Origin of the sequence: Aeribacillus sp. FSL M8-0235, from assembly GCF_038000355.1 — a bacterium.
GTDB classification, from domain to species: Bacteria; Bacillota; Bacilli; order Bacillales; family Aeribacillaceae; genus Aeribacillus; species Aeribacillus composti.
Window position 1 is genome coordinate 1,007,666 of the sequence record NZ_JBBOBW010000001.1, and the last position, 14,590, is coordinate 1,022,255.

Consider the following 14,590-nt stretch of genomic DNA (forward strand, 5'->3'; position numbering starts at 1 on the left):
TACGAACATTTTATAAAAACATATATATAATATTCGTTTTTTGACTTTTTTGCAAGAAGACAACCACATTTTTTTGCTGAAAAAAAAGAGAATCTTTATGTTACACTTAAATAATAAGAGAAAGAAAGGATCGAACGTATCATGAACTGGATGGATGAAGTGTTAAAAAGAAAAGAAGAAATTATTTTAGAAACACAAAAATTTCTACAAATCAAAAGTGTGCTCGATGAAAAAACAAAACAAATTGGAGCACCGTTTGGCAAAGGAATTAAGCAAGCGTTAGAACATCTTTTGCAAAAAGGGGAAAAAGACGGGTTTCAAGTCAAAAATTTAGACGGATATGCCGGTCATATTGAAATGGGAAAAGGAAAGGAAATCGTCGGCGTCCTCTGCCATGTTGATGTCGTGCCAGAAGGGGACGGCTGGTCATTTGATCCTTACGGCGCAACGATCCATGATGGGAAAATATATGCCCGCGGTGCGTTGGATGATAAAGGGCCGACGATGGCAGTATACTACGCCATGAAAATTGTAAAAGAATTAGGTCTTCCGTTATCTAAGCGGGTGAGAATGATCATTGGCACTGATGAAGAAAGTGACTGGCGCTGTGTCCATCATTACTTTAAGCATGAAGAAATGCCTGACATCGGATTTGCGCCAGATGCTGATTTTCCAATTATTCATGCAGAAAAAGGGATAATCGATGCAGTGTTTTCGGTGAACAGCGTGAATAAACATGCAGCAGGAAAATATGTGTTAAAAAGCTTTTCTTCCGGCAGACGGTTTAACATGGTTCCTGATTTTGCGAAAGCTGTGCTTGGAAATGTCCAAAATTTCTCAGAGGTTGAAAAAAGCTTTAAGCAATTTTTATCAGCATCACAATTAAAAGGTCGAATGTATCAAAATGAAGAAGGTGCAGTCGCCGAGCTTGAAGGGATATCCGCTCATGCGATGGAACCTGATAACGGAAAAAATGCCGGGATTTATTTGGCGAATTTTTTGTCAGCATTGCCGCTGGATGGCGAAGGAAAAGGCTTTGTTGATTGGATTAATCGTTATTTTTATCAAGATACAAGAGGGAAAAAGCTGGATATCTCAACACAAGATGAAGTAAGCGGTGAGTTAACGGTGAATGTCGGAATTATTCATTACGAAAAGGGGAAAGAGAAAACCGTTAGCATTAATATCCGCTATCCTGTAACAAAAAAAGGGAGCGAGATTAAAGAAAAACTAGAAAAAATAGCTGGTTGCCAGCTTATTCACTTTTCCGATTCAGCTCCCCATTACGTAGAACAAAATCATCCGCTTATTCAAACATTGAAAAAAGTGTATGAAGAGCAAACAGGGCAAAAAGCGGAGCTCATCTGCATCGGCGGCGGCACTTATGCCAGATCTCTCAAGGCAGGAATCGCCTTTGGTCCGTTGTTTCCGGGAAGGGAAGATATCGCTCATCAAAAAGACGAATACATTTATATCGAAGACCTGTTAAAAGCGACAGCCATCTACGCTCAAGCGATTTATGAATTAGCCAAATAAGTGTCCTTTAGTCTACTAGCTTCAGCCCAATAACAGAAACGATAATTAAGGCGATAAATGTTATTCTCCATTTGTCTTTCGGTTCATCGAATACATACATGCCGACGAGCGTGCTGCCGACAGTGCCGATACCTGTCCAGACTGCATAGGCAATGCTCATCGGAATTTCATTCATCGAAAGCGATAAAAAATATAAGCTTAAAATAAATCCGCCAATTAGCATAAAGAAGGATGAGAAGCTTGGCGACGAGTTCACTTTTGTTAATCCTGTTACGCCGATGACTTCGCAGCATCCTGCAATAATTAAAAATATCCAGCTCAAGATTTGTCACCTTCTTTTGCTTCCAATTTGCTTGTTTGATATTTCAGCCCGATGATTCCGCAAATTAGCGACAAAATAAATACCATTTTCATCGGGCTGAAATGGGCGTCGAATAAAATAATCTCACATAAAATTGTTCCTAAAGTGCCGAGTCCGACAAATATTGTATATACCGTTCCTGTCGGCAATTTTTTAGTTAAATAAAGAAGCAGCAAAAAACTTATGCAAATAGAGATCACGGTTAGCATCCATTCCAAAACATTGTCTGAGTGCTTTAAGCCGATGACCCACGCCACTTCAAAAATAGCCGAAACAACGATTAAAAACCAATTCATAAACAAATTCCCCCTTTCCATCACAATCAAAAAAGCCTGCGAGAAACCATAAGGTCATTCTCCCAGGCTTTTATCCTTCCGTGTACACAGCAATTTGTGCGTTTTCTCTCGGACCAGTCCAAGCGAACGGCACTTGCGGAACCCTAGAAAACTTTACATTATTGGATTCAATTATCTCACAGAAACAGCAAGAAGGCAATTTATAATCGGTTATTCAAATAAGAACAAATCGCTTGATAAATAGCGTTCGCCTGTATCAGCCGTCATGCACACGACAACATCATCAGGAGATAATCTTTTTGCAACTTGAATTGCGGCAAAACATGCAGCACCTGATGAAGGTCCCACTAATATAGCTTCTTCCTTGGCGAGTCTGCGGGTGATTTCGTACGCTTCATCGTCCTTCACTTTGTGTATTTCATCATAAATGTTCGTGTTTAATGTTTTAGGGATAAAGCCAGGACTTGTTCCGACAAGTTTATGCTTGCCAGGACTGCCCCCGGATAAAACAGGTGACCCAGCAGGCTCGACAACGTGAATGGTCATCTCAGGAAAATATTTTTTTAACGTTTCTCCCGTGCCGGTGATTGTTCCTCCTGTTCCAGACGTTGCAACAAAAGCGGAAAGCGGTTTTCCTATTTCTTTCATTGCTTCGACAATTTCTAAAGCTGTTGTTTTCCGGTGGGCATCTGGGTTGGCAGGGTTTTCAAACTGCATCGGTATGAAACTGTTCGGTATTTCCTTTACCAGTTCTTGCGCCTTTTTAATCGCACCGGGCATTTTCTCGTCCCCAGGCGTTAATACAACTTCAGCTCCGTATGCTTTCAGCAAATTGATCCGTTCTTCTGTCATGGTGTCCGGCATGACAATAATTGCCCGATATCCTTTGGCGGCCGCATTCATGGCGAGCCCAATGCCAGTGTTGCCGCTTGTCGGTTCAATAATTGTAACTCCCGGTTTTAACAAACCTTGTTTTTCAGCTTCTACGATCATATTATAAGCAGCTCTGTCCTTAACGCTGCGGGTAGGATTAAAATACTCAAGCTTTACATAAATATCTGCGCCGTTTTTCGGGCTAATTCTGTTTAATTTGACTAATGGAGTTTCTCCTATTAAATCAGCGATATTATGAACTACGCGCATTCAAAACACTTCCTTTTGATATAGTCCATCCATATCATATCATAATTTATACGGACAGAAAAACTCGGATATACAAAGAATGCGCAGTTTTTGCTACAATATGTTCGAAAGTGAGGATAGAAAAAAATGCAAAAACATTATTTTCTTGCATTGGATGTTCCGATTGAAACGGCAAAAAGTATTACAAAATGGATATCAGCGAATCAAGATCGGTGGCACTTTTCGCGTTACGTCCATCCTTTTGACTATCATGTAACATTAGTGTTTTTAGGGAATGTTGATGCAAAGAGGCTTGCTTTGCTGTCAGAAAGCTTGCTTGAGCCCTGCCGGAAAATTCCGTCTTTTTCACTTGAACTTTCAGAGGCAGGAATTTTTGGGAAACGGGAACATCCGCGAATTTTATGGGTAGGCGTGAAAGAAAACGAGTTATTATACCAGTTGCGAAATGAAGTTTATAATACGTGCAAAGCTTTCGATTTCTCTTTAGATGAACGTCCGTTTAGACCTCATATTACTGTCGCCAGAAAATGGGAAGGACAGCTTTCATTTTCCTTGGAGGAGAAAAGCGCCCCATATTTGTTAAACGAACATTTTTATGTGGGTTCTGTTACTTTATTCCAAACGAATATTGACCAAACGCCTAAATATGAAGCGATCAAACAAATTCCTCTTGGAGGATAATGAGAGGAGTAAGGGGTAAAAAAATTGAAAATATTTAATTTGATATGGCAAATAGGTTTGTTGTATGTCATTTATGTTATTGGCACGTTCCTTCAAAAATTGTTTCATTTAATGATTCCAGGAAGCATTATAGGCATGTTGATTCTTTTCGCTCTTTTGCATTACGAGCCTTTTCAAAATTTAGTGAAAGACGGATGCTCTTTTTTAGTCAAGCATCTTGCCCTTTTATTTATTCCTGCGACAGTTGGGGTGATGGAATATTTTTCGCTGTTCCAATCAAAAGGTATCTTGACAGTATTCATTGTCATTATTAGCACGGTGCTGGTGATGTCCATTTCATCTTTTGTCAGCCAGATGACCGCTGCCAAAAAAAAAGCAGGCTGCTGGGCAGAATGGGAGTGATCAAAGCTTATGAAAATAATAGTCTCCATCTTAATGATACTTGCTACAGTGCTGATTTATTGGCTAATGGTTAAATTGTACAATAAAATCCATATTCCATTATTAGTTCCGATTGCCACTTCAACATTTGTCATCATTAGTTTATTGATTACATTTCATATTTCGTATCATACGTACATGTATGGAGGAAAATGGATTGATGAGCTTCTAGGCCCTGCCGTAGTCGCGCTGGCATTCCCGCTGTACAAGCATCGATCAACATTGAAAAAGTACGCTGTATCAATTGTTTTGAGCGTTGTCGTCGGCACGATTATCGGGCTGTGTTCAGGAATTATGATGGCTGTTTTATTCGGAATAGATAAGGAACTGATTCTTTCGCTTGCGCCCAAATCGGTCACTTCGCCGGTAGCTATGGATATCACAGACATAATTGGAGGTAATCCTACCCTTGCTGCAGTTTATGTCATGATAGCAGGAATATTTGGTGCGATGTTTGGACCTTATTTATTGAAATTACTTCGCATACATCATCCAATTGCTATTGGGATCGGATATGGTACAGCTTCCCACGGAATTGGCACAGCGAGGGCAGCAGAATACGGCAGTCTGGAAGGAGCAATCGGTTCGATTTCGATGACGTTAAGCGCTATATTTGCTTCCATTATCTGCCCGTACGTTGTTCAGCTATTTTTGTAGAGATAAAGAGGAGATGACGCGATCTTGGCTCAGTTGATTAAAATGGAGGATTATATATCAAGGTATGAAATAGATCTAAATCGTTATGCCAATCAATTTATCCGCTTGAAAAAACAACAGTGGGAAGAAATTAAAAAAAGGTTTGAGAGTATCCAATTTGCTCATTCAACCTTAGATAGTGAAAAACAATTGTTTTTAGATCGGATTTTCAACTCCCAGCTTGTATGGGCAAGCTCTACCATTCGGGAAATTTCCCCGATGGATGAAGCTTTTGAAAAGGATTCGCTGCTCAAATATTTTTTGCAGCGGTTTCCTGACACTTATTTTGTCATGTATTATCCGGTTTTTCTTATTAAAAAAGCCTCTGTCCAAGGAGAAATTATCATCATTCGGCCAACAGATATCGTATGCCTTACCGCATTAGAATATAAAGAAAACAACGTATTAATCGGTACAAAACAGAAATTTTGGCTGAAACGGGACGATCAAGGCGAGAAAAAAATATTATCTCCCATTATCGGATTGGAGCGGACAGCAAATATAGTAAAACAGATTTTATCAAATGCGGAGGTTGACTTTCCAATTCGAAAAATATTATTAAACAGAACGGGATATATACATGCTTCAGAGCTGCCGGCAGATATTGAAATAATTGATGTGAGAAGCTACGACGACTGGTTTCAAAATATGCGGCGCCAGCCTTCTCCTTTTAAAAATATGCAACTAAAAGCTGTAAAGGCTCTTTTAGCATCATGTGCAACAAATGCGGTAAAACGATTTAATGAATGAATTTTTTGAAAATGTTCGATTACATGTTGTTCTTTATGGAAGTATGAGGGTATGTTTTTACTTTTTCTTGACGAAAAAGACTGTTAGAAGATAAAATTTATTATGGATAGCTATTGGAAACATCTCATTCAATTCAATAGCTGTCTTTTTTATTGCGCAGGGTGAATCTACTAACGAAATGTGGGCTTGAAATTGAAGGTGAATTGGTTGGAAGACGTATTAGGTAGCGATTGGGAAATATCTCCGGCAGGAGGAGCGACAGGAGAAGCCTTTTATGCTGAAAAAAATGGAAAAAAACTGTTCTTAAAACGCAATTCTTCGCCGTTTTTAGCTGTTTTGTCAGCGGAAGGAATTGTTCCTAAGCTCGTTTGGACGAAAAGAATGGAAAACGGTGATGTGATTACGGCGCAGCATTGGCTAAACGGGCGCGGTTTAAAACCGAAAGATATGAAAAACGAGCACGTTGCGGAGCTCCTAAAGAAAATCCATCGGTCGTATGAACTACTTGATATGTTAAAACGTTTAGGAAAAGAGCCGCTCTCGCCTGAAACGCTGCTCGAAAATGTAAAAAAAGCAGCGGATTTGGAGCTTTTGGAGCTTCCGGTTATTCGACAAGCACTATGTTATTTGGAACAAAACGTGACAGAGGTGCAGCATAAAGAAGCTGTTGTTTGCCATTGTGATATTCATCATAACAACTGGCTTTTATCTGAGGACAACCAATTGTATTTAATCGATTGGGATGGAGCAATGATTGCCGATCCGGCGATTGATTTAGGAATGCTGTTATATACTTACATTCATGAAAGTGAATGGGATGAATGGCTGAAAAAATACGGAGCTGATTTAACGGACGATTTAAAAGTTCGCATGCATTGGTATATGTTAGCTCAAGTCATTTTGTCCATCTCTTTTTTGAGAAAGAAAAACAATGAAAAAGAAATGGCGGAGCAGCTGGAATTTTTAAATGCTTTGCTTAGGAAAGGGCATTGATATCCTCAAGCCATTGAGTCAACTGCCCTTGATGTGAGGCGATAAAATCGGTTATATCGCTGGAATTTTTCCCGTTTTGGCAATAAGTATATATTGTTTCAAGCGATTGCTTTAACTGATCATTAACTTCAGCATTGGCCATTAATGACCGAATGAGGCGCTCTAATTGCTCATATTCCGCTACTGATCCGCAGCATTCACTTTCATGTTCAGATAAAATATCTTTCAGAAGCATCAGTTGATCACGATAATTCAATTGCATTCATTCTCACCCCATTTCTTTATTGATTAGAATATACATCATTTCGATTTCTATACAATAAAGAGCCGTTCAGTATACGGCTCTTTTGACATAGTAAAAAAATAAACAGAGGTGGAATATGCGTTTAAGAAATAAGCCTTGGGCCGGAGATTTTTTAAGAAATCATCCCCAATTTGTTATACAGCAGCCTTTTGAATGGAAAGGGAAATGGAACGATTTGTTCGGGAATGAGCATCCCGTTCATATAGAAGTCGGCACCGGCAAAGGACAGTTTATTGTCGGTATGGGGAAGCAAAATCCGCATATTAATTATATCGGCATTGAGCTTCAGGAAAGCGTCCTCGTCTCGGCTTTAAAAAAATTAAAAGAAGAGGAACTTCCGAATGTAAAGCTTATGAACGTAAATGCGAGCCAGTTAGCTGAAATTTTTGCGAAAGGCGAGGTTGAGCGAATCTATTTAAATTTTTCAGATCCTTGGCCAAAAAAACGCCATGCGAAGCGGCGCTTGACACATCATTCCTTTCTTTCCATTTTTGAGAGCATTTTAGCTGATGAAGGTGAAATTCATTTTAAAACGGATAACCAAAGGCTGTTTGAATATTCGCTTGTCAGTTTTTCCGAATACGGATTTTTATTGAAATGGGTAAGTTTAGATCTTCACCAAAGTGATTTTACAGACAATGTAATGACGGAATACGAAGAGAAATTTTCCAAAAAAGGACAAAAGATTTATAGGGCGGAAGTGAAATTGCGAAAGTGAAAATTCGGTAAAGACAAACATCCCTGCACGATAGTGTGCGGGATGTTTTTTTTGATAAAAAATGGAATCTTCGAGGGATGAATCTTCTGCATTCTTCAGTCTTTTGCTTAAGCAAAAACTTTAGGCGAATTGATTTGTTTCGTACACGTGAGGATTCCGTAAGCACATTTTTAAAATGTTCAGATTTATCGTTTCATTTTTATTCGTCATTCGATCTTCGAGAAAGGAGAAAGCCAGTCTTTTACGCGGCGCCTCGCCGCAAACATCGAGGCCGATCACTTTTTTTTCATTTAATATTGTCCGCAAATAAAAAAGCAATGTTGCAGCACTCATTGTACCTTGGTCCCAGTTTGTCACCGCCTCCCCTTTTTTTAAAACATCTTTGTCGATGCTAATATAAACAAAATCATTTTGTATTTGTTGAATTTGTTGTAAAATATACGGATGATTTTCAGGTGTATACGGGATGACCTTGACTTTTTCTATTTCTTGTTTTTCTGTCCATTTTGGACCGATGATAATGGCTTTTGTTAAAAAAGGATTGTCTTTTAGCGCAAAAGATAACCATGAGCCGCAAGAAATTGGCATGTTCCTCCCGATTGCAGAATCGTCTAAGTCTGTATGATGGTCAAATAGAAGAAGGGTAAACGGAAGTTTTATTTCATTCAACAGGAGATATGTAACATAGTGATAATCGCCGCTGCCGATGAACGTAATTCCTTTTTGCTTGCGGCTCAACAGCTTTCTTTTTATTACTTTTAACGATTGTCCGTCACAAAACAGCCGGGTTCCTTCTAAATCAGTGAAATCAATGCATTCGTGAGAATACGATTGTAATTTTCTTTGATAATGGTATGTTTCATCAAAATGTAAAATCGTCACACCTTTTTTAACAATCCCCATTTTTTTCACTCCCCAAAGAGACAAAGAAATTTGTTTTCTCTGTTTCTTGTTAAGAGGAAAGCTGATTTACATGTAAAATGGTTCCGCTCGATGCATCGACAATAACTTCAAACTGTTCAGTTTTCCCTTTATAAAAACGGCTGATTCCTGCCTCATACACTTTATAAGATATATCATTTTTTTCATAATCTTGCGGGATGGTGTAAATCCAGGATCCGTTGATCGGGCCTTTTTGTTTAAAAGCTTTTTTCACCGATTCAAGTGCTTTTTCCGGCGAAAGAAACGGCTTTTTATATTCGTTTTTTAATACATATCCGACGGCAATCCCTGCTGCGAAGCCGATCAGGAAATTTTTCCATTTCACAATCTTCCCTCCTTAAACAATTTACTATTAGTATAACGCAGTTTTGTTACATTTGTGGAATATACATTCATCATTCGCTAAAATAAGTTTATACATATTTTGTGTACGTGATGGTCTAAATTAAGCTAAAGAAGGGGATATAAACATGAACAACGAAACGTTGGATTTATTTAAAACATTAACAGAGCTGCCGGGTGCATCAGGCAATGAACACGCTGTTCGCTCATTTATGCGCAAAGAGCTAGAAAAATATGCAGATGAGATCGTTCAAGACAAACTCGGCAGCATTTTTGGAGTGAAAAAAGGCAGTGAGGATGGACCAACTATAATGGTTGCAGGCCATATGGACGAGGTAGGCTTTATGGTCACATCTATTACAGAAAATGGAATGATCCGCTTTCAGCCGCTGGGAGGATGGTGGAGTCAGGTTTTGCTGGCGCAGCGCGTGCAAATTATAACTGAACGCGGTCCGGTGATCGGCGTGATCGCATCCATCCCTCCGCATTTGCTCAATGAGGAAGTTCGGAAAAAGCCGATGGAGATTAAAAATATGCTGATTGATATCGGCGCTGATAATCGCTCAGATGCGGAAGCCATAGGAATCAAGCCAGGACAGCAAATTGTTCCGGTCTGCCCGTTTACGCCGATGGCTAATTCGAAAAAAATTTTGGCAAAAGCTTGGGACAACAGGTATGGATGCGGGCTGGCCATTGAGCTGTTGAAAGAAGTGAAAGATGAAACATTGCCAAACGTTTTGTATTCTGGAGCGACTGTCCAGGAAGAAGTAGGGTTAAGGGGAGCGCAAACGGCCGCCAATTTGATTAAGCCGGACATCTTTTTTGCATTGGATGCGAGTCCTGCCAACGACATGAGCGGGGACAAAAACGAATTTGGTCAGCTTGGAAAAGGAGTTCTGCTGAGAATTTATGATCGGACAATGGTCACTCATCGGGGAATGCGGGAATTTATTCTTGACACAGCTGAAACAAACAATATTCCATATCAATATTTTACATCCCAAGGCGGAACAGATGCAGGCCGAGTACATATTTCTGGCAGCGGTGTGCCTTCAGCGGTAATCGGAATATGCGCCCGATATATTCATACTCATGCTTCGATGATCCATGTCGATGATTATTTAGCAGCAAAAGAATTGCTTGTGAAGCTCATAAAAGCTTGCGATCGATCCACTGTTGAAAAGATTAAGCAAAACGTTTAACATAAAACATTCCGGAGGGAAAAAATGAATGTCGCAATCGGATCGAAAAACCTGGCGAAAATCAATGCGGTGAAGGAGACCTTTTCTCTTTTGGAAGAGAAGAACATGGAATTCATCTCAGTTGATGTTCCATCCGGGGTTTCAACACAGCCATTTTCCGATGAGGAAACATTGCAGGGGGCATTAAATCGGGCAAAAAATGTCTTTGAAAAAGTTAAACCGGATCTTTCGGTTGGTCTTGAGGGGGGTGTGGATGTTACACCTCGCGGATTGTTTTTATGCAATTGGGGTGCATTAATTGATAAAGATGGAAATGAATATATTGCTGGAGGGGCGAGAATCCCGCTCCCGAATGAATTTCTTGAGCCGTTGAAAAAAGGCTTGGAGCTTGGAGATGTAATGGATGCATATGCGAAAAAAAGAAATGTGAGACATCGAGAAGGAGCAATCGGAATCTTTACAAACGGCTTTATCGACCGGAAAGAAATGTTTGCACATATCGTGAAGCTGTTAATAGGACAATATCAATTTTCCAAAAAAAATTAACTTTGATCGGCTAAAGGCATGCGAGTTAGTAGCTTTTTTTGCTGAGATTTGTTACGATGCCAATGAAAAAAGATAAAAGGAGACTTGCAGAGATGGAAAACATTCAATCTGTTGATCATTTTTGGGAGCTTACGAAAGGAAAAAATGCTTTATTTGTATTTTCGGCTGATTGGTGTCCAGATTGCGGGTTTATTAAGCCGCATCTTCCTGAATTGGAAAAGGAGAATCCGCAGTTCGCATTTTATTATGTCGATCGGGATGAATATATCGATTTATGTGCAGAATTAAATGTTTTTGGCATCCCAAGCTTTATCGCATTTAACGAGGGAAAAGAGATCGGACGCTTCGTCAGCAAAGATCGGAAAACAAAAGAGGAAGTTCAGCAATTTTTAGATGGCTTAAATCTTTAATATAAAGAAAATAAAAAGGAGATGATCAGCCTTATGAATTCTGAACAAATGGTCGAATTGTTAAAAGAGAAGTTAAATGATTACTCATTTCACTTTTCATTTAATCGAAAAAAGGATACGTTAAGAATCGAAGATCCAGAATTGAAAAAAGGGCTGACACTCTCCTTGCCAGGTATTATTTCAAAATGGAACGAAAAAAAAGAAAAAGCGATTGATGAATTCGTTTATTACATAACCGAGTCTCTCTCAGCTATGAAAAATGAAGGTGCATTAAGCGGCAAGGAAAAACAGATTTATCCTGTCATTCGCTCAACTTCCTTTCCGGTTGAGTCGAATGGCGTTCCTCTTATTTTTGAGGATCATACTGCTGAGACCCGCATTTATTATGCCCTTGATCTCGGAAATTCGTATCGCCTAATTGATGAACAGATGATGAAGAAGGAGAATTGGACGCGCCAGCAATTGAAGGAAATGGCTGCCTTTAATTTGCGTTCATTGCCGACAAAAGTAAAAGAAGATAAGGTCGCAGGCAATGTTTTTTATTTTTTTAATTCAAATGACGGCTACGATGCCAGCAGGATTTTAAATGAGTCAATTTTAAAAGAATATGAATCAAAAGTTCAAGGGGATATGACTGTCAGCGTCCCTCATCAAGACGTGCTGATCATAGGCGACATTCGAAATGAAACGGGTTATGACGTGCTGGCACAGCTAACGATGAGCTTTTTTACAAATGGGAGGGTGCCGATTACGGCTTTATCCTTTATTTATGAAAACAAAAAGCTCGAACCGATCTTTATTTTGGCAAAAAACCGCAGAAAACTGACGAAAGGAGACGATGACAAGCAATGAATGTATTTTACAATAAAGAAGGAATCGGCGATGTACTCATCATCTCTTTAAAAGATATACCGTATGAACAGAAGCGGTTTGAAAGAAAAGGAGATGTTGTAAAAATATTTGATGCTGAAACTAATGAAACAGCAGGCTTCAACATTTTTCAGGCAACTTCTTATTTTTCGCTTGACGGAAACGGCCAATTAGATGTAACGGCAGAAATGGTGGAAAAGATCAATCAAACAATTGCGCAAAACGGTTTTTCAGATAAGCTGGAGGCGGATTTATCACCGAAATTTGTCGTTGGCCATGTATTGGAAAAAGAAAAGCATCCGAACGCTGACAAATTAAGTGTATGCAAAGTCGATGTGGGGGATGAAGTGCTTCAAATTGTTTGCGGGGCACCGAATGTTGCGGCTGGACAAAAAGTTGTTGTTGCAAAGGTAGGAGCGGTTATGCCAAGCGGAATGGTGATAAAAGAAGCTGAACTAAGAGGCATTTCCTCGAGCGGCATGATCTGTTCGGCAAAAGAATTAAACCTGCCCAATGCACCAAAAGAAAAAGGGATTCTTGTATTGGAAGATAGTCGAAAGCCAGGGGAGCCGTTTTTTAAGTAAAAATGCGATAAAATTTCAAAAAAACACGCGGAAAACATTTTGTTTGCCGCGTGTTTTTTATATGATGATTTATTAATTTTTGACTCATTTTAAATCATGATTCAACCGTTCCACTGAATGAAATGAGCGGTGATCAGGAAAATAGCAGATAATCCAAACCAAATTAAAAATAATGGTACATAAAAGCGAACCCATTTTTGCCATGAAACTCCAGCTAGTGCTAGTGCAGCCATAAAATATCCTGAAGTTGGAAATAATATGTTGCCTAGCCCGTCTCCAAATTGGTAGGCCAAAACAGCTGTTTGTCTCGTAACTCCGATTAAATCAGAAAGCGGAGCTAAAATCGGCATAGTAACTAATGCTTGTCCGCTGCCTGACGGAATTAAAAAGCTAAATAGCATTTGGACAATAAACATCCCGATGACACTAAATGTTCCTGGTATTTCGCCTACTATCGTTCCTAGTGTATGGACAATGGTGTCCATTATTTGTCCGTCTTCCATAACTACTGATACTGCTCTGGCAATACCAACAATGATTGCCCCAACTAAAACTTCACGAAAACCGTCATTAAATGCTTCGCAAATATCGTTTAATGTTAATCCAGCGATCAGACCTACAACCACACCCATTATAATGAACAGTCCAGCCATTTCTAACATAAACCAGCCTTGAGTTAAAACACCGTACACTAATAAGACAAAAAAGGATAACAAGGCAAAAGAAGCAGCTTTTTGTTTTTTATTCATTTCATTCCTTTTGGATACAGATTGATTGAAGTACATATTCCTTTTAGCATGATCGTCTTTATATACTAAGCTTGCTTCAGGATTCTTTTTAACTTTTTTAGCATATTGCATAATGTAAATCATTCCTGCTAAAACAAAGACAACGAAAGCCGCTATGCGAAATTCTATACCTGAGTATATTGGAAGTCCTGCAATTTTTTGACCTAAACCAGTATTAATCGGGTTAAGAAAGCCTGTCATAAAACCAGCAGTAGTTGCAACTAAAGCAACCGCCGCCGCCACCATTGAATCAAATCCTAAAGCAATAAATAGGGGGAGAATTACAGGTATATAAACTAAACTAAGTTCTTGCGTTCCAATTAAACTGCATATAATTGCGAATACAGTCATTAAAACTGGAATTAACACAATACCATTGGAAGCAAATGTTTTTGCTAGTTTCTCTACTCCTATTTCTATAAGTCCTGTTTTTCGAATAACGGCAAATGTACCGCCGATGATCAAAGTGAAAAAAACGACATCACTTGCTGCAACTAATCCTTTTGGGACTGCCATCATAAATTCAACAGGACTTACAGGTGCTGCTTCAACAAAATCAAATGAGTTTGGATCAATCGTTGTTCTTCCTTCAGGTCCTGGAATACGTTCATAAACGCCAGCAGGTACAAAATAAGTAGCGGCTGTAGCAAGAATTATTAAAACAAACAATATGACATAAATATGAGGCATTCTTAATTTCTTTTTCTCCAATTGTGGTTTTTGATTAATAAAAGCTGCATTTTTTACACCTTTTTCAGCTTCCATTTTTTATCCCTCCTCCTCTGTTTGTGACACTTTATGTTCGTTTTTATAACATAATAATTTGTGGTAGCTATTCTGTCATTGGTTATTTTCACTGAAAATCAACTATTTTTTTGTAAAATCTATTAAATTTTACAATTATTTTAATTTGAAAAACGAAATCATGTTATAAAAAATAACATAAAATTATTTAAGTTTTCAAAAAGTGCTGATTGAGATAGAGGT

The 14,590-nt window shown here is 38.8% G+C and carries 19 protein-coding genes and 1 riboswitch; of the genes, 12 read left to right on the top strand and 7 right to left on the bottom strand.

All coding sequences use genetic code 11. The annotated features are described in order from the left end of the window. Positions 1–141: 141 nt before the first annotated feature. Positions 142–1,536, top strand: coding sequence for a dipeptidase PepV (pepV, locus tag NSQ71_RS05055; RefSeq protein WP_340733178.1), 1,395 nt, complete (start codon positions 142–144; stop codon positions 1,534–1,536). A gap of 7 nt (positions 1,537–1,543) precedes the next feature. Here pepV and NSQ71_RS05060 read toward each other — a convergent pair whose 3' ends face one another. The 3 genes from NSQ71_RS05060 to cysK form a co-directional block, all read right to left on the bottom strand. Then, positions 1,544–1,858, bottom strand: a complete 315-nt coding sequence (locus tag NSQ71_RS05060) for a DMT family transporter (RefSeq protein WP_130157144.1) — start codon at positions 1,856–1,858, stop codon at positions 1,544–1,546. After that, positions 1,855–2,193, bottom strand: a complete 339-nt coding sequence (locus NSQ71_RS05065) for a DMT family transporter (protein WP_130157146.1) — start codon at positions 2,191–2,193, stop codon at positions 1,855–1,857. Before NSQ71_RS05065 ends, NSQ71_RS05060 begins: the two co-directional genes overlap by 4 nt. 57 nt (positions 2,194–2,250) lie before the next feature. Beyond that, positions 2,251–2,351, bottom strand: a riboswitch (guanidine-I (ykkC/yxkD leader). Between the two features lie 52 nt (positions 2,352–2,403). Further along, positions 2,404–3,336: a cysteine synthase A gene (gene cysK, locus NSQ71_RS05070; RefSeq protein WP_340733179.1), complete on the bottom strand. Its 933-nt coding sequence runs from the start codon at positions 3,334–3,336 to the stop codon at positions 2,404–2,406. Between the two features lie 126 nt (positions 3,337–3,462). Between cysK and thpR the strand changes: the two genes are divergently transcribed. The 5 genes from thpR to NSQ71_RS05095 all read left to right on the top strand — a co-directional run bounded on the left by thpR (position 3,463) and on the right by NSQ71_RS05095 (position 6,897). Further along, positions 3,463–4,017 carry an RNA 2',3'-cyclic phosphodiesterase gene (thpR, locus tag NSQ71_RS05075; RefSeq protein ID WP_094245297.1) on the top strand — a complete coding sequence of 185 codons (555 nt, stop codon included), beginning with the start codon at positions 3,463–3,465 and terminating at the stop codon, positions 4,015–4,017. Between the two features lie 24 nt (positions 4,018–4,041). After that, complete coding sequence (locus tag NSQ71_RS05080) at positions 4,042–4,419, top strand: CidA/LrgA family protein (RefSeq protein WP_311067008.1); 378 nt, start codon at positions 4,042–4,044, stop codon at positions 4,417–4,419. Between the two features lie 9 nt (positions 4,420–4,428). Next, the gene (locus NSQ71_RS05085; RefSeq protein ID WP_186439324.1) at positions 4,429–5,115 is read left to right on the top strand and encodes an LrgB family protein; all 687 of its coding nucleotides are present in this window, start codon (positions 4,429–4,431) and stop codon (positions 5,113–5,115) included. A 24-nt stretch (positions 5,116–5,139) separates the two neighbouring features. Next, positions 5,140–5,904: an NERD domain-containing protein gene (locus tag NSQ71_RS05090; RefSeq protein WP_130157150.1), complete on the top strand. Its 765-nt coding sequence runs from the start codon at positions 5,140–5,142 to the stop codon at positions 5,902–5,904. Between the two features lie 198 nt (positions 5,905–6,102). Beyond that, positions 6,103–6,897, top strand: a complete 795-nt coding sequence (locus NSQ71_RS05095; RefSeq protein ID WP_340734404.1) for a phosphotransferase family protein — start codon at positions 6,103–6,105, stop codon at positions 6,895–6,897. On the opposite strand, the gene NSQ71_RS05100 is transcribed toward NSQ71_RS05095, so the two are convergent. Then, on the bottom strand, positions 6,881–7,159 hold the full coding sequence (locus tag NSQ71_RS05100; RefSeq protein ID WP_063386609.1) for a YtzH-like family protein: 279 nt from the start codon (positions 7,157–7,159) through the stop codon (positions 6,881–6,883). The genes NSQ71_RS05095 and NSQ71_RS05100 overlap by 17 nt on opposite strands. Before the next feature lie 118 nt (positions 7,160–7,277). On the opposite strand from NSQ71_RS05100, the gene trmB reads away from it, so the two are divergent. Next, positions 7,278–7,919, top strand: a complete 642-nt coding sequence (gene trmB / locus NSQ71_RS05105) for a tRNA (guanosine(46)-N7)-methyltransferase TrmB (protein ID WP_063386610.1) — start codon at positions 7,278–7,280, stop codon at positions 7,917–7,919. Between the two features lie 120 nt (positions 7,920–8,039). On the opposite strand, the gene NSQ71_RS05110 is transcribed toward trmB, so the two are convergent. After that, a complete protein-coding gene (locus NSQ71_RS05110; protein ID WP_339211130.1) occupies positions 8,040–8,822 on the bottom strand; it encodes an arginase family protein in 783 nt (260 codons plus the stop codon). A gap of 49 nt (positions 8,823–8,871) precedes the next feature. Beyond that, on the bottom strand, positions 8,872–9,186 hold the full coding sequence (locus NSQ71_RS05115; RefSeq protein ID WP_063386612.1) for a PepSY domain-containing protein: 315 nt from the start codon (positions 9,184–9,186) through the stop codon (positions 8,872–8,874). Between the two features lie 145 nt (positions 9,187–9,331). On the opposite strand from NSQ71_RS05115, the gene NSQ71_RS05120 reads away from it, so the two are divergent. From NSQ71_RS05120 to ytpR, 5 genes are all read left to right on the top strand, one after another. After that, a complete protein-coding gene (locus tag NSQ71_RS05120; protein ID WP_063386613.1) occupies positions 9,332–10,405 on the top strand; it encodes a M42 family metallopeptidase in 1,074 nt (357 codons plus the stop codon). 24 nt (positions 10,406–10,429) lie between these two features. Next, a complete protein-coding gene (locus NSQ71_RS05125; RefSeq protein WP_311067012.1) occupies positions 10,430–10,951 on the top strand; it encodes a DUF84 family protein in 522 nt (173 codons plus the stop codon). Between the two features lie 92 nt (positions 10,952–11,043). Further along, on the top strand, positions 11,044–11,361 hold the full coding sequence (locus NSQ71_RS05130; RefSeq protein WP_063386615.1) for a thioredoxin family protein: 318 nt from the start codon (positions 11,044–11,046) through the stop codon (positions 11,359–11,361). Between the two features lie 33 nt (positions 11,362–11,394). Further along, positions 11,395–12,213, top strand: coding sequence for a DUF1444 domain-containing protein (locus NSQ71_RS05135; protein ID WP_063386616.1), 819 nt, complete (start codon positions 11,395–11,397; stop codon positions 12,211–12,213). Beyond that, positions 12,210–12,815, top strand: a complete 606-nt coding sequence (gene ytpR, locus NSQ71_RS05140; protein ID WP_063386617.1) for a YtpR family tRNA-binding protein — start codon at positions 12,210–12,212, stop codon at positions 12,813–12,815. Before NSQ71_RS05135 ends, ytpR begins: the two co-directional genes overlap by 4 nt. Positions 12,816–12,916: 101 nt before the next feature. Here the strand turns inward: ytpR and NSQ71_RS05145 are convergent, their stop codons facing one another. Then, entirely contained in the window at positions 12,917–14,368 is a 1,452-nt protein-coding gene (locus NSQ71_RS05145) for a YfcC family protein (RefSeq protein ID WP_339194629.1), read from the bottom strand. Positions 14,369–14,590: the final 222 nt, after the last annotated feature.

Bases quoted from the DNA above. Each gene is read 5' to 3' on its own strand.
- pepV (WP_340733178.1), top strand. From the start codon at position 142: ATGAACTGGATGGATGAAGTGTTAAAAAGAAAAGAAGAAATTATTTTA.
- NSQ71_RS05065 (WP_130157146.1), bottom strand. From the start codon at position 2,193: ATGAATTGGTTTTTAATCGTTGTTTCGGCTATTTTTGAAGTGGCGTGG.
- cysK (WP_340733179.1), bottom strand. From the start codon at position 3,336: ATGCGCGTAGTTCATAATATCGCTGATTTAATAGGAGAAACTCCATTA.
- thpR (WP_094245297.1), top strand. From the start codon at position 3,463: ATGCAAAAACATTATTTTCTTGCATTGGATGTTCCGATTGAAACGGCA.
- NSQ71_RS05085 (WP_186439324.1), top strand. From the start codon at position 4,429: ATGAAAATAATAGTCTCCATCTTAATGATACTTGCTACAGTGCTGATT.
- NSQ71_RS05100 (WP_063386609.1), bottom strand. From the start codon at position 7,159: ATGCAATTGAATTATCGTGATCAACTGATGCTTCTGAAAGATATTTTA.
- trmB (WP_063386610.1), top strand. From the start codon at position 7,278: ATGCGTTTAAGAAATAAGCCTTGGGCCGGAGATTTTTTAAGAAATCAT.
- NSQ71_RS05110 (WP_339211130.1), bottom strand. From the start codon at position 8,822: ATGGGGATTGTTAAAAAAGGTGTGACGATTTTACATTTTGATGAAACA.
- NSQ71_RS05120 (WP_063386613.1), top strand. From the start codon at position 9,332: ATGAACAACGAAACGTTGGATTTATTTAAAACATTAACAGAGCTGCCG.
- NSQ71_RS05125 (WP_311067012.1), top strand. From the start codon at position 10,430: ATGAATGTCGCAATCGGATCGAAAAACCTGGCGAAAATCAATGCGGTG.
- NSQ71_RS05130 (WP_063386615.1), top strand. From the start codon at position 11,044: ATGGAAAACATTCAATCTGTTGATCATTTTTGGGAGCTTACGAAAGGA.
- NSQ71_RS05135 (WP_063386616.1), top strand. From the start codon at position 11,395: ATGAATTCTGAACAAATGGTCGAATTGTTAAAAGAGAAGTTAAATGAT.
- ytpR (WP_063386617.1), top strand. From the start codon at position 12,210: ATGAATGTATTTTACAATAAAGAAGGAATCGGCGATGTACTCATCATC.
- NSQ71_RS05145 (WP_339194629.1), bottom strand. From the start codon at position 14,368: ATGGAAGCTGAAAAAGGTGTAAAAAATGCAGCTTTTATTAATCAAAAA.